The sequence below is a fragment of the Candidatus Goldiibacteriota bacterium genome (genome assembly GCA_016937715.1).
GTDB lineage: Bacteria > Oederibacteriota > PGYV01 > PGYV01 > PGYV01 > PGYV01.
On the sequence record JAFGWA010000057.1, the window covers coordinates 1 to 13,330 of the forward strand.

The window sequence follows — 13,330 nt, forward strand, 5'->3', positions numbered from 1 at the left end:
GTAGTTAGTTAAAAAAACAATTTAGTTCAAAATACTTTTTATACAAATATATAATCTTTTATCTTATTTCCCTCCGCGTCAAGCGACCCGGAAGCTGTAAAGTCATATCTAATTATAAGGATAGCTTAAAAACATAAACCATAAAACTATAACTGGAATATTTAGACATAAATTAACAAAAATAAATATTTTATTTTCTTTGAATCTTAAAATTTTAAAGCAAATAACCGTCAATAAAATCCAAGTAAACGGAATAAAATATTTAGAAATAACACCTTGAAAAATTCTTAAATTAATATCCTGCCTAACATCTACCGGACAAAAAAACAGATCAAATACAACATTCAACAAAGGCAATAATAAAGTGAAGTATTTAATAAATGTCACAACTTTAGTATTTCGCATTTGCAGGATCTCCTATTTTAGGATTTATACGTCCAAAATATCGCGCCCCACCTTTTGAATAAATATTATCTAATTTACCAAAACAATTTGCCAACTCCTTATTACAGTCAGTTATCGTCATCGTCCTGTATTTGCAAGGGGCAAGTTTTTTGTTATACATTTGATTTAATACATGATGCGAGCATAAATCGTGCTCTTTACAACAGGCATCTGTCGGATTTACCGGATCCATATCAAAATTATTTTCATCACGCCATGAAATATGCATTTCTTTATTGGAATAATTTTTTCCGCAATAATTATATTTCGCTTCCAAACCCCTGCCATCAACATTTCCTCTTGAATTTGAATTATCCCCATCAGCATCAATAGGCATATACCCATCTATATCAATATAATTTAGAGAATCATTAAACGAATACCTGTATGTATTTAGAATATTAAATATATTCAAATCACATCGCCACTTATTTGCAGGTTCTTTTATCGGATCCCTGTTTACCCATCTCCCGTCCTTACTGTCATACCACCTGTGCCAGAAGTAGGTTAGACCTGTGTCCCAGTCACGATACCCGCCGTATCTACCCACAAAAGACAGCGAGTTTACCGGGTCTTTTTCTGTATTTGTAATCTCCCCATATGGCGAATATATGTATTCTGTCACAGGCAATCCGTTTTCGCCTGTAACTGCAGTTACACTCCCTAAAGAGTCAAACATATAATAAAGTCTGTTGTAATGGCTAAAAGTTCCGTCTTCTTTGTAAATATACCGTACCATACCTAAAACACCTGCGCCGTCGTTAATGTAAACTTTCTGTATTTTGCCGCTTGCGTCTTTTTCCGCAAGCATAAGACTGCCATCAAAGAGATAATTTATAACGTTTGTACCGTCTGTACGTTTAACCCTTAAATCATTGTGGTCGTATGTGTAAGATATTGTCTTGCTATCTTTGGTTACCGTAGCTAGCCTGTTTCTTGCATCCCACGTCATTACACGTATACCGTCAGAGAGGAGGTTGCCGTCTGTGTCGTAGCTGTAGTTAGAATATTGGTTAAGACTGTTAGGTGTGTAAGAGCGCGGGGTCGGGTCGGCCGAGGATATGCGGTTACCGGCGTTGTCATATACCCAGGTTAAAGCCTGCCCTTTTTCAAGGGTTGCGCTTGTCAGCTGGTAGGTATTGTCATATCCGTATTGCTTTACACCCAAATTCGTTTTCTCCTTTATCTTATTCCCTTCCGCGTCAATTGAACCGGAAGCTGTAAAGTCGTATTTGTTTATTACATCATCATCAAACATGTTCTTATGAATCAGAATATTACCTTCTGTATCGTACTGCGTAGCAGACACATTCCCGTTGGGATAATTAACCCCTGTTACCCTTCCCATATCATCCCTTGTAAGCGTGTATTCAAAATCCCCGCCAAGCTTTTCTGTCACCTTAACAGCCCTGCCTTCACCGTCTGCCTGCCCCGCAATAATCCTTGCCTTTAATCTCATCTATCACCCTGAGCAGTTTGTTAAATGTATTATTTTATTCTTGTAGTAATATAATTTTTAATTCATCAAATACGTCAAGATTTTTTTGGATTTATGAGTTTAGATTTGGCCAGAATTATACCGCTGACGCCCCATTTTAAACCCCGGCCTGCCTTCACGGTTACTGTTCTTTCTTTTCCGGAAAAACACGGATGATAACCGCGCTTTTTTTCTCGCCGTCAAGTTCCAGGTGGGTAAAGCCGATTTTACAGATAAGGTCAATTCCTTCAGGATTAATGTATTCACGCGAAATGGCAACAGCCTTTACAGTCTGATTTATGGCATTGGGCCCCATAGCCACAATTTCAACTTCCTTACCTTCCCTGATGTTGTTTACTATTGACCCTGCCACGGATTTCGGATTGCTTGACGCTGATACCTTTAGCTTCATTATCTCCATTTTATTACCTCCGCTACGCGCCTTGCGTCATTACCTTATGCTTCGTGTGCTTTTTTGTACAGGCCGTTCTTGCTGACATTGTATTCCGCGGCGGCAATTTTCGCGGCTTCGCTTTTAGACTTTCCCTGTTCTATCAGTTCCGCCATATATTTAACAGCCATTATTTCATTGTCCTCTTCCTGCGCCTTAACATCAGCCGGCCCTAAAACTATTACAAACTCGCCTTTTAACAAATCACCGGTCAGTTTTGCGGCTATCTCTGACGGATTCCCCCTGAAAGTCCGCTCATAAAGCTTTGTAATTTCCTTGGAGACCGCCACCTGCCTGCCGGGAAGCACCTGCGCGATATGTTCAAGCGTCTTTACAATCCTTGAAGGCGCTTCATATATCACAGCCGGATAAGGCAGTTTTCCGATAGTTTCAATTTCTTTTTTTGCGGCGCCGTCTTTTTTTTCAAGAAAACCATAAAACAAAAACCGCCCCGGGTCAAAACCCGATACCACCGCGGCCGCCAGCAAAGCAGAAGCGCCCGGCACAGCTATAACATCCAAACCCGCCTCTATTACCGCTTTTACTACCACATAGCCCGGGTCAGACATAAGGGGCGTACCCGCGTCCGATACAAGCGCCACGTCCGTCCCATTATTGATTCTTTCTATTATTTCCACAGTCCTGCTTTTTTCATTAAATTTATGGCAGGAAATTATCGGCGAATGAATGTCAAAATGCGAAAAAAGATTTCCCGTCACCCTTGTGTCTTCCGCAATAACAAGGCCGCTTGTTTTTAAAACCTCCACAGCCCTTGAGGTCATATCGCTTAAATTGCCCACAGGAGTAGAGACAACAAAAAGTTTCCCGGGCTGCGGCAAATCAGTTACCCATAAGGTTTTTTCTGTATTTTTTTATCTCTTCAGTTATACGGGTGTTTTCTTTTTCCATTTCATACACTTCTTTCTGTGTAATTGCCAGCTGTTCTTTTTTATAGGAAAGCACGTTCACAAGTTTAAGTTTTTCCGTTTTAAAAGCGGCTTCTTTCATGCCCATAACGGCGGCAAATAAAATAATTACCGCGGTTTCGGCCATTAAAGGCGCTACGTCGCCAAGCCTGCCAAAAAGCCCTATAGCCCAGACCGCGGACGCGGAAATCATAAGCGCAATTACAGTATTTTTGGCCTGCAGATAAACCGCAAGTATGCCTGCCGCTATTATAAACAGATGAAAAAAGATATGCCCGTACTTTGCCTCATCGGTGAAAGCCGTCATCGCGCATGAAAAAACAATAAGCGCGAAAGCAAGCCCCACAAAAATTTTCTTATTTTGCATATTCTTCCACCTCCAGCACCTTTCCCGCCACAGCGCCCACCATATCAAGAAAACGCAGGTCTTCCTGGCTGAATACGGCGGGCGAATCCGAAGTTATTTTAAGCAGCCCCACAATTTCACTGCCGGCAAAAACCGGCACGCTTATTAACGAACGTATTTCCGAGCTTTTATCATCTTTAAACCTTATTTCCTTATGCATATCCGATATTATTATGCTTTTTTTGCTTGAAATCACCCATTCATCAAAATTTTTCAGATAAAGGCTTTCAGCGTCGCGTTCGGCTATCATTACGTCATTTTCTTTGTCCGCCGATATTTTAACGGATTTATTTTCTTTAATAAGGAACAGCGTTATTTTTTTATCACAGTGAAAAACAGATATGATGCTTTTAAGAAGGTATCTCATCTTATCGCTGAACATTTCATAACGCCCTATTCCGCAGCGTATTTCATCAAGTTTCTGGTATTTTTCCGCTTTGCCCCTGTTGCCTTTCAGCCCCGCTTCAAGGCTGATTTTGTGTTTTATAAGGGCGTCATGTTCGCCTTCAAGTTTTTTCAGTTCATCAGACATGGAACTTTTATGGTAATTGCTTGCTTCATCGTATTTTTTTACAATCATAAAGACCGCTACCGCAATTACGGCATCCACTATAAGGGGCCAGGTTTCGGCTTTCATGGAAGTTAAACGCAGAAATGCCAGCACATACGCCGCGGAAGAAATTAAAAGCACCGCCGCGCCGGCAATAAAACCGGACAGCACATAAGCGGCGGCAATTGAAAAATTAAGGATAAAAAGCACGGGCAGAATCCATTTCGGGCCAAGTTTCATTACGGCTGGGATTGAGGCTATGGCAAGCAGGAAAGCAAAAACTTTAATAATATTTCCAGTCACATTCTTCATAAGAGTCTCTCCGTGTCAGTGTATTGAATGCGTTTATTAAACAGCCCGCGGCTTTAAACAGGCAGACGCAGGCTGTATTTAATTTAAATCCTGTTACTCTCCCATTTCATCAAGTACTTTAATATTATCACGCGCCGTCTTATCAAGCGGTTTCATCTGTATTACCTTTGCCCACTGAGCCCTGGCATTTTTATAGTCGCCTTTATTAAAATACGCGTTGCCAAGGTTATTAAGAATTTCTGTTTTATCAGGGTCAAGTTTTATTGCCTGCTGCAGCACGCCTATGGCTTCATTATATTTCTTTATTTTTATATAAATAGAGCCCAGGTTGTTATACGCCATGGCATCGGTAGGATCAATTCTTACAAGATTTTCAAAAGCTCTTGCCGCATCTTCAAAACGGCCTTTCTGAAAATAAGCAAGGCCAAGTTTTTTATAAATCAGCGCGTCAGTGGGATTCTTGTCTATTACAAATTCAAGTTCCAGTATCCCCTGGTCAGTATCTTTTTCGCTAATATACGCAAGTCCAAGCCTTTTTCTGGCTTCAAGGTTCATAGGATTTAATGCCACAGCTTTTTTCCACAATTCAATTGCGTCTTTTGACCTTCCCTTATCAAATTCTTCTTTTCCAAGGGTCACATAAGACGCTTCAAGTTTGCCTTTAACCTCTTCATACGCGGGCCTTAAATTAACCGCCACTTCCCATTCGGCTATAGCTTCAAGTATAAGCCCTTTGTCCGCGAATACGTCGCCTAACGCCTTGTGAACGACGGGATCAGACGGCGTTACAGAAAGAGACAGCTGAAATTCTTCAATGGCATCGTCAAGTTTTCCGGATTCATAATACTGCATTCCAAGTTCGTAATGGGATGCCGTTGTCGCACAGCCCGTCATGAACGCAAACACAGCCGCAATCACCAGTAAATACCTTAATTTCATATAAACCTCCTGAACCTGATATGGATTAATATTTATTAATAATAACACATATCATTATCTTGTCAATAACAGGGTTTTGCCTGTAAATATAGAATGATTAGATATTTATTAGACAACAACGTATCATAATAGTTGCTGATATTTTCCGGATTCTTTCCGGAGTATAAGACAGTAAAAGGGGCGGACAAACAAGGGAATCACCCTTATTTATCCGCCCCTTTTTAATTTATTATCTTAAAACGCTTATCTTGTCTTTAGCCTCATAATACGGGGTTTTTACAATCACAATATACGTGCCGCTTGAAACTTTCTGCCCGTTCGCGTCCGTGCCGTCCCACACGGTGCTGTATGTGCCTTCCTTGGTCATAACGCCTTCAAACAACACCTTTACCAGCGACCCGTTTCTATTGTATATTTTCACATACGCTTCGCCGCCTTCATAGACTTTCCATGTTATGGTGGAACGCTCGCCTTTATCCGGTTCAATGACATTATCAATAATTTTCACGTCTTTCTCTGATATTACGCTTTTATCAAAATCCCCGCCGCTCTCCCCTGTTTTACCGCATATGCTTGTGCCTTTTACAACCACCTTATCAATATCGCCGAATCCCGTCTGTTTGGGATACAGCACCCTGTATTTATTTGTTTCTCCGGGAATTAATTCCGCGGTAAACGTAAGAATGTCCTTATTATCCGTGGCGCCATGCGGATAAATTGTAACCAAAGGCTGCTCTAAAAGTACAAGCGTGGAGTCAATTTCAAAAATAATATAATCTGTATGTTCCGGATTGAATATCATCTTCACCTTAAACGCAGGCGGCGGCTCTTTCAGGCACGGATCAGGAGTGCTTGTATGCGTTGCAGTGGGCGTATGGGTGAATGTCTTTGTAAACGTGGGCGTCGCGGTAAAAGTGGCGGTGCTTGTATTTGTCGGAGTCATGGTAAACGTATTTGTATCTGTAAATGTAGGCGTGAAAGTCGGTGTAAAGGTAGGTGTATTTGTATCCGTAAACGTCGCTGTAAATGTAGGCGTATTGGTGTCCGTAAAAGTTTCCGTGAAAGTCGCGGTATTTGTATGGGTAAAAGTATTTGTCGGCGTGCCGGTATAAGTATCTGTCCACGTATGCGTGGGGGTATGCGTTTTTGTGGGAGTAAGCGTTTTGGTGGAAGAACTTACGACAGTCAGGGTTGGAAGCAGCGTTGCTTTGCATTCGCAGATATCGCATTCTGGCGGGCAAGGCGCTATTCCGTAAATATACCCGTCCATGGATGTGTATATATATGTGCCAAAACCGAAAGCGGGAGTGGTAAAATTTTCCTGCCTTGAAGAGCAGACGCGCTCCACCGCCCCGTCTTCTATATCAATATAGTAATTGTTAAAAGCGCATCCGTTTATAATCACAAGCCTGCCCACAACAATACATCCCATACTGGCAAAATTATCCACAAGAGGCTGTGTTTTCCATTTAAGCGTGCCGTCTGACGTCCTTATCGCGTAAACATGCCTGTCATCAGAACCTACATAATAGATCCCGTCTTTTAACGCGCCGCCGCCGGCAATAAAACTGTCGGTCCTGTATGACCACTTAAGCGCGCCGGTAACCTTATTTAAAGCATAAACCATACTGTTAAGCCCTCCAAAGTATATATTATCGTTGTCAATAGTAACGGAAGAGTATATTCCGACTCCCATATCCCTTGCCCATTTTACAGAACCGTCCGGCCTTAAAGCCACAAGCCTTCTGGCGGAATTTCCCGCGTAAACGCTTCCGTCGTCATCAACCGCAGGCGCGCCGTTATATGTGCATTTTGAATTGGTGGGATTTTTCAGCCACACAAGCGAGCCGTCAATGGCGCTTACTTTGATTAAATACCCTTCTTTTGTGCCCGCGTAAATATAATCACCCGCAAGGGTGGCCCTCATTCCGTTTCCATAAGTGTATCCGTCAGGAAGAAAGGAATTATATTGCAATCCGGCAGGAATGCTTTTCCACGCGATGCTGCCGTCTTTTGTGTTAAAAGCGGTAAACCCGGAACCCCCGTCATATGTAAGGGCTATTATTTTATCCTTATACAGCACTGCCGCCGTATCCGCCCTGTTATTATGCCCGTTTGACCACAATGCTTCCCCTGTTTTTATATCTATCGCCATAAGCCCCGCCCTGCCGTGTATGTAAGCAATACCGTTATTATCAATTAATGGAACAGCTCCTTTCCATGCCCCAATCTGATGCATCCATTTAATGCATAACGGTATGGAAGTATCAAAATGTTCTTCGGTATAAGCGTGATGTTTGGAATCCCTTTGGTACTGATTCCATTCCGCGTAAGCCGCAGAGAAAAAAGCCAGCAGAAATATCAGCGATAAAACGGCGGATTTTCTCATTCCTGCACCTCCGTCTTTGGCATTGTGGCGGCATCGACACTGTGCTCATCGCCCGTAGCAGCCGGGAATTCAATATTTTTTTCTATCACTTCACTGTCTGTTTCATCCATAAATTTGTAATAATCCAGTTTTACTTTTCTGCAGATATCCGCCGTTGAATAACCGTGCGACCGCAGGTTAATAATCCGGGATACCGGGGATTTGGACTTTTCAGCTATTCTAAGGTAAAGATACATTAAATATGGGCTGTAGCCCTTTTTGGCTATTATGCCGATTTCGGATTTTTTATACCCCAGGCTTTCCAGATAAGCATGGTATTGTGACCTTTCTTTTGCCACCATAATAATTTTATCGTCAATATGTTTATCTTTCTTTATCTGATGTTCCCCTGCTGATAATGGAAATGATACCGCGAGAATGATAAGGATTAGAACCGCTGTCTTTTTCATTTTTTCCCCTTTTTATGCTTTTTGTATTTATTTCCCCTGCTGATAATAAGACAGAAAATGGTGTGTTTTTGTTCCAAATAAACAGACATGCTTAAACGCACCTAAAAAGGGATAAAACACCGTTTAAAAATAGTTGCCATTTAGCCCATTTCATGATATAAAATGTATCTGATTTGATATTTCAAAGGAGGCAATATTTATGGCAAAAAAGTGTGTGGTTTGCGATAAGCAGGTAGTAACAGGAAACAATGTTTCTCACGCGAACAACAGGACAAGAACAACGAACAAACCGAACCTTCAGAACGTGAAGATAGTTTTGAAAGGTAAAGTAACCCGTGAATGGGTATGCACAAGGTGCCTTCGTTCCGGCAAAGTTAAAAAAGCCGCGTAAACCTAAAACAAACAAAAAAGCCCGGCGCTTTAAGCGCCGGGCTTTTTTTATGCCCTTTCACAGACCGAAAGCCAGTCCCATGGGTAAGGCCCTTTTATCCAGGAAGGCGGGTTTTCAAATTCAGTATCCCAGCCGTATTCAGCTTTTTTTATCTCATTAACCTTAAAACCGTGATTCGCCATAAATACAATAAATTCTTCCTTTAAATAATGTTTTGTAGGAACCCCGTTTAAATTTATTATACCGTCAGAGACAGAAAACTTTTCGCTTATGTGCTGATATTTCATTGACCTTTTAAGGGCATCCGCCGGTTTCATTCCATCCTTTAAATTCCATTCAAAAAACCTGTAATTTGAATAAATTGCCGATTCCAGCGACGGTGTCAGAATAACAATTTTGGCGCCTTTTTTTAGTGATTTTCTTACGTTTTTAAGGATACTGCTGCGTATATAATAAGAGGCCACAATAAGCACATTCATCATAACCGCAAAGTCCGCTTTGGGAAGTTTAACCTTTGGATCCGCAAGGTCACACGCTGTGCAGTTAATGTTTTTATACCCCGTTGTATTTTTTCTTGCCCTTTCTATAAGGCGTTCCGAGAGGTCAAAAGCGTGTACATTTTTAAACAAACCCCCAAGCAGAGGAAGATAAACGCCTATGCCGCAGCCAAAATCACAGGCTTCCGCTTTCTTGCTGCCGTATTTTTCAATCGTCTTTTTTATATTGCCGCTGATGTCGCTTTTTAAAGATATAAAAATCTCTTTTTCATAATTATCCGCCACGTTGTCCCAATACTGCCTGTCCATATTAATACCTCCTTTTATTAACCCGCCCTTTCTATTTCCGCCACTCCCTTAACTTTTTTAAGGGAAGTTGTAAGGTCATTTATATGTTTCTGCCCTTTAACCCTTACCGCCATTTCAACTTCCAGTATCGCGGTGCCTGTACCTGTTGTATTTACCGAAATAAGATAAGCCTCATTGTTGGTCACCGTGCTTACAAGGTCATTAATAATCCCGTCGCGCGACTTTGCCTGTACTTTCAGCCTGCACGTGTAATAGCTGTCGGAACTGTCATTCCATGAAACCGCCACAAGCGGGGCGTTTATCCTGTTTATATCAATATTTTCACAGTTGGCACGGTGTATTGATATGCCTTTTCTTGTAATTACGCCCTTTATTAAATCCCCCGGCACAGGGCTGCAGCATTTTGCGAATTTATACGGTATGTCCGAATACTCTCCCTGAACTATAATTTCGCCTTTTAATATCTTTTTTTCCGCGGCCCCGGTTTTCTGCTCCGGCCTTGCTATTTCACCCGCTGCGCGCCTTAAAATATTCGCGATTTTAACGTCTGAAAATTCGCCGCTTCCTATTCCGGCAAGCAGGTCATCCATTTCCTTAAGCGTGTTTAAATCAAGCACCTTTTTTACGGCTTCTTCAGGGACGGTTTCCAGCGTAATGTTAAACTTTTTCAGGCGCGCGGACAGAAGCTGCCTGCCCTTTTCCACGGTTTCCGCGATATTTGTATTGGACTTAATCCAGTGCCTTATCCTGTTTTTTGCCTTTGTTGTCTTTACGGCCTTCAGCCAGTCCAGATTGGGATGCTGATTGGGGCCGGTTAAAATTTCCAGCCTGTCGCCGTTTTTTAATTCATATTTTATGGTAACCCATTTGCCGTTAACTTTTGCGCCTATGCAGGTGTCCCCCAGTTTGGAATGAACGCTGTAGGCAAAATCAAGCACAGTGGAGCCTTTTACAAGTTCTTTTACCTCGCCTTTGGGGGTAAATACAAAAACTTCCTCGTCAAACAGGTCAACTTTTAAATCAGTCAGAAAATCATCGTTCTCTTTATTGCTGCTGTTCCAGTCCAGAAGCTGGCGCATCCAGTTGTACGTCACATCTTCTTTGGCGTCAAATTCCCGGTCTTCTTTGTAGCTCCAGTGCGCGGCAATTCCGTTTTCCGCCACTTTATCCATCTCTGACGTCCTTATCTGTATTTCAATAGGCTTGCCGCCGCTGTCCAGCACTGTGGTATGAAGCGACCTGTACATATTTGACTTTGGCATGGCGATATAATCCTTAAAACGCCCCGGCACCGGTTTCCACATGCTGTGCGCCAGCCCCAATATGGCGTAACAGTTGCCGGGAGTGTCGGTTATAATCCTTACCGCAAGCAGGTCATAGATGGCTTCAAAAGGTTTATTATCGCGTATCATTTTGTTATAAATACTGTAGAAGTGCTTGGGCCTGCCTTTAATTTCGCATTTAATACCCGTCTTTTCAAGCTCCCGCCTTATTGAATCTTTTATCATGTCAACGCGGTTCTGCCGTTCCTCTTTTTTTTCAGCTATTAAATTACTTATCTCCCTGTATGCCTGCGGGTTTATTACGGAAAAAGAGATGTCTTCAAGTTCGGACTTTACCTTTGCCATACCTATCCTGTGCGCTAAAGGGGCGTAAACGCTTAAGGTTTCCTGCGCTATCACCTTGCGCCTGTCTTCAGGCAGATACTTGATTGTACGCATGTTATGAAGCCTGTCGGCAAGTTTTATAATTATTACCCTTATATCTTTTGCCATTGCCAGAAACATTTTTTTTAGGGCTTCGCTGAAAACCTGCCCCTTTGTACGGAACACTTTCGCGGTAACGTGGCTTACGCCTTCCACTAAAAAAGCCACCGATTCCCCGGCGACCGTTTTTATATCTTCCACCTTACAGTCGGTATCTTCAAGCACGTCGTGAAGAAAGCCCGCGGCTATTGTCACGGGGTCCATCTTCATCTCTTTTAATATTTTTGCCACCTCTACCGCGTGTACAAGATACGGCTCACCTGACATTCTTTTCTGATTCTCGTGGGCTTTTTTCGCGAACTCGTATGATTTCCGCAGAAGTTCCGCGCCGCTTGGCGCGAACCCTTCGCAGATAGCTTTCATTTCCGCGTCATAAGAATTATTATCCATTATTCCCCTCTACCGCCGCTTTGCACTGTTCATTTAATTCTTTTACCGCCTTTATCAGTTCCTGCCGTATCTCTTCAAGGCGGGTGTCGTCCAGATCCGCCGGTATTTCAAACGGTTTGCCGTACATAAATCCGCCCTTTGAAAAAGGAAGCGGTATCACCATTTTATCCCAGGACCTAAGTTGAGCTTTCTTATCGCAGTAAAACGCCACAGGCACCACTTTCTTGCCTGTAAGCTTGCCAAGATACATAACCCCGTTATTTACGTTGCCTACAGGGCCCCTGGGGCCGTCAACTGTTATTGCCACGTCCCACCCTTCTTCTATGCATGTCTTAAGCTTAATAAGCGCACCCGCGCCGCCGCGCGTGGAACTGCCCCTTACCATCCTGATGCCAAACATTGAAGCGGCCCTTGCCGCAATTTCACCGTCTTTATGCTGTGACGCCAAAGACGCGGTCTTTGTACCGCTGTAAAAAAATATTGTGGGAATAAGCTGCGAATGCATAAACCCGTAAATATAAATTTCTTTCTTGTCCTGAAAAGGCGTTAATCCGGTTTCATTCAGTTCTTTAAAACGCCATGTTAAACCGATAAGCCTTATAAACACATACATAAACGGAATACCCAGGTTTAAAAATAAAGCATTAAGAAATTTTTTCATATTTTTTCCCGTTAAACCGGTTTTTTTAAATGCCTGCCTTACGCTAAAATGACAAAGGGTGCAGCACAAGGCCGCACCCTTTGTTTTTTATTTTGTCTCTTTACGCTTAATTGAGAATATTGTTATCGTCCTTGCCTTCTGTTTCATCTTCTTCCTCTTTTTTCTTCTTGCGGAAGTACATATAAATTGCTATTGCGCCGCCGATTAAAAGAAGAAGCATAAGCAGAATTCCGTTGTTCATGCCTTTCTTGGGTGCTTTGGCCTTTTTAACAGGTTCCGGTACAGGTGTCGGCATTGACATATCTTCTTCAGAACCCATTGCTGTTTCCGGTTCGGACTCTATCCTGTCAGCTGCCTGCCTGCTTGCGGTTTCCATATCGCTGTCCCTGCCTAAACCCGCAACCGTGCCTGAAGATATTGATTCTTCGTCTTCGGTTTCAGCATAAGCTGTCTTAGCCGCGGGAGGAAGCCCTAATTCACGCGCCCTGTTTGCGGCGGCTTCTATTTCAACCGCGCTTACATTTCTGGGTATTATTAACTTCTGGCCTTCATCAAGTGTTTCGTACGAATCAAGAATATCCCTGTTTGCGTCATAAATAAGCGGCCACTGATACTTGTTACCGTATATATCCGCCTTTTCCGCGATTCCCCAAAGTGTATCCCCTTCTTCAACAACATAAGTTGTAGGAAGTTCTTCCTGCTGCGCTTCCTGTCCTTCCTGCATTACCTGTGACTGTTCATCAGACACCCCGTTCACCTTCTGGCTTTTGCCGCATCCGGCAAAAAACGAAACTGAAATGGCAAAAAATACAACCGTAAGTAATAATATTGCTTTTTTCATGCTTTCCTCCTGAAATATTTAAAAAGCATTTTTTTATTTATAATATAGTATATTATTTTTTATCTTGTGTCAATTAAAATGGTAAATGTCAGAATTTGAGGCAACTTGCAAGTTTTATTGCACCACTTCAAA

Annotated in this window: 13 protein-coding genes; 1 reads left to right on the forward strand and 12 read right to left on the reverse strand. The window is 42.3% G+C overall.

Translation table 11 applies throughout. The features are described from left to right. Positions 1-391 precede the first annotated feature (391 nt). The 8 genes from JXR81_06520 to JXR81_06555 all read right to left on the reverse strand — a co-directional run bounded on the left by JXR81_06520 (position 392) and on the right by JXR81_06555 (position 8,343). Complete coding sequence (locus JXR81_06520; protein ID MBN2754505.1) at positions 392-1,903, reverse strand: hypothetical protein; 1,512 nt, start codon at positions 1,901-1,903, stop codon at positions 392-394. A gap of 160 nt (positions 1,904-2,063) precedes the next feature. Then, on the reverse strand, positions 2,064-2,342 hold the full coding sequence (locus JXR81_06525; protein MBN2754506.1) for a stage V sporulation protein S: 279 nt from the start codon (positions 2,340-2,342) through the stop codon (positions 2,064-2,066). A gap of 35 nt (positions 2,343-2,377) precedes the next feature. Further along, positions 2,378-3,211, reverse strand: coding sequence for a 16S rRNA (cytidine(1402)-2'-O)-methyltransferase (gene rsmI, locus JXR81_06530; GenBank protein ID MBN2754507.1), 834 nt, complete (start codon positions 3,209-3,211; stop codon positions 2,378-2,380). Between the two features lies 1 nt (position 3,212). Then, positions 3,213-3,665, reverse strand: a complete 453-nt coding sequence (locus JXR81_06535) for a hypothetical protein (GenBank protein ID MBN2754508.1) — start codon at positions 3,663-3,665, stop codon at positions 3,213-3,215. Next, positions 3,655-4,566, reverse strand: a complete 912-nt coding sequence (locus JXR81_06540; protein ID MBN2754509.1) for a GAF domain-containing protein — start codon at positions 4,564-4,566, stop codon at positions 3,655-3,657. The genes JXR81_06535 and JXR81_06540 overlap by 11 nt, the downstream gene beginning before the upstream one ends. 93 nt (positions 4,567-4,659) lie before the next feature. Further along, on the reverse strand, positions 4,660-5,505 hold the full coding sequence (locus JXR81_06545) for a tetratricopeptide repeat protein (GenBank protein MBN2754510.1): 846 nt from the start codon (positions 5,503-5,505) through the stop codon (positions 4,660-4,662). Positions 5,506-5,734: 229 nt separating this feature from the next. Continuing rightward, positions 5,735-7,894, reverse strand: coding sequence for a PQQ-binding-like beta-propeller repeat protein (locus tag JXR81_06550; protein ID MBN2754511.1), 2,160 nt, complete (start codon positions 7,892-7,894; stop codon positions 5,735-5,737). Beyond that, the gene (locus JXR81_06555; protein MBN2754512.1) at positions 7,891-8,343 is read right to left on the reverse strand and encodes a hypothetical protein; all 453 of its coding nucleotides are present in this window, start codon (positions 8,341-8,343) and stop codon (positions 7,891-7,893) included. The genes JXR81_06550 and JXR81_06555 overlap by 4 nt, the downstream gene beginning before the upstream one ends. Positions 8,344-8,542: 199 nt before the next feature. Here JXR81_06555 and JXR81_06560 point away from each other — a divergent pair, with 199 nt between their 5' ends. After that, on the forward strand, positions 8,543-8,734 hold the full coding sequence (locus JXR81_06560; GenBank protein MBN2754513.1) for a 50S ribosomal protein L28: 192 nt from the start codon (positions 8,543-8,545) through the stop codon (positions 8,732-8,734). A 47-nt stretch (positions 8,735-8,781) separates the two neighbouring features. Here the strand turns inward: JXR81_06560 and JXR81_06565 are convergent, their stop codons facing one another. From JXR81_06565 to JXR81_06580, 4 genes are all read right to left on the reverse strand, one after another. Beyond that, positions 8,782-9,540 carry a class I SAM-dependent methyltransferase gene (locus JXR81_06565; GenBank protein MBN2754514.1) on the reverse strand — a complete coding sequence of 253 codons (759 nt, stop codon included), beginning with the start codon at positions 9,538-9,540 and terminating at the stop codon, positions 8,782-8,784. A 17-nt stretch (positions 9,541-9,557) separates the two neighbouring features. Continuing rightward, a complete protein-coding gene (locus JXR81_06570) occupies positions 9,558-11,696 on the reverse strand; it encodes a bifunctional (p)ppGpp synthetase/guanosine-3',5'-bis(diphosphate) 3'-pyrophosphohydrolase (GenBank protein MBN2754515.1) in 2,139 nt (712 codons plus the stop codon). After that, on the reverse strand, positions 11,689-12,357 hold the full coding sequence (locus JXR81_06575) for a lysophospholipid acyltransferase family protein (protein ID MBN2754516.1): 669 nt from the start codon (positions 12,355-12,357) through the stop codon (positions 11,689-11,691). Before JXR81_06575 ends, JXR81_06570 begins: the two co-directional genes overlap by 8 nt. Positions 12,358-12,463: 106 nt before the next feature. Next, complete coding sequence (locus JXR81_06580; protein MBN2754517.1) at positions 12,464-13,198, reverse strand: LysM peptidoglycan-binding domain-containing protein; 735 nt, start codon at positions 13,196-13,198, stop codon at positions 12,464-12,466. Positions 13,199-13,330: the final 132 nt, after the last annotated feature.

What these genes read in the sequence shown, in the direction of transcription:
- JXR81_06560 (MBN2754513.1), top strand. Translation starts at nt 8,543, where the DNA reads ATGGCAAAAAAGTGTGTGGTTTGCGATAAGCAGGTAGTAACAGGAAAC.
- JXR81_06555 (MBN2754512.1), bottom strand. Translation starts at nt 8,343, where the DNA reads ATGAAAAAGACAGCGGTTCTAATCCTTATCATTCTCGCGGTATCATTT.
- JXR81_06565 (MBN2754514.1), bottom strand. Translation starts at nt 9,540, where the DNA reads ATGGACAGGCAGTATTGGGACAACGTGGCGGATAATTATGAAAAAGAG.
- JXR81_06580 (MBN2754517.1), bottom strand. Translation starts at nt 13,198, where the DNA reads ATGAAAAAAGCAATATTATTACTTACGGTTGTATTTTTTGCCATTTCA.
- JXR81_06525 (MBN2754506.1), bottom strand. Translation starts at nt 2,342, where the DNA reads ATGGAGATAATGAAGCTAAAGGTATCAGCGTCAAGCAATCCGAAATCC.
- JXR81_06535 (MBN2754508.1), bottom strand. Translation starts at nt 3,665, where the DNA reads ATGCAAAATAAGAAAATTTTTGTGGGGCTTGCTTTCGCGCTTATTGTT.
- JXR81_06540 (MBN2754509.1), bottom strand. Translation starts at nt 4,566, where the DNA reads ATGAAGAATGTGACTGGAAATATTATTAAAGTTTTTGCTTTCCTGCTT.
- JXR81_06545 (MBN2754510.1), bottom strand. Translation starts at nt 5,505, where the DNA reads ATGAAATTAAGGTATTTACTGGTGATTGCGGCTGTGTTTGCGTTCATG.
- JXR81_06570 (MBN2754515.1), bottom strand. Translation starts at nt 11,696, where the DNA reads ATGGATAATAATTCTTATGACGCGGAAATGAAAGCTATCTGCGAAGGG.
- JXR81_06550 (MBN2754511.1), bottom strand. Translation starts at nt 7,894, where the DNA reads ATGAGAAAATCCGCCGTTTTATCGCTGATATTTCTGCTGGCTTTTTTC.
- JXR81_06575 (MBN2754516.1), bottom strand. Translation starts at nt 12,357, where the DNA reads ATGAAAAAATTTCTTAATGCTTTATTTTTAAACCTGGGTATTCCGTTT.
- JXR81_06520 (MBN2754505.1), bottom strand. Translation starts at nt 1,903, where the DNA reads ATGAGATTAAAGGCAAGGATTATTGCGGGGCAGGCAGACGGTGAAGGC.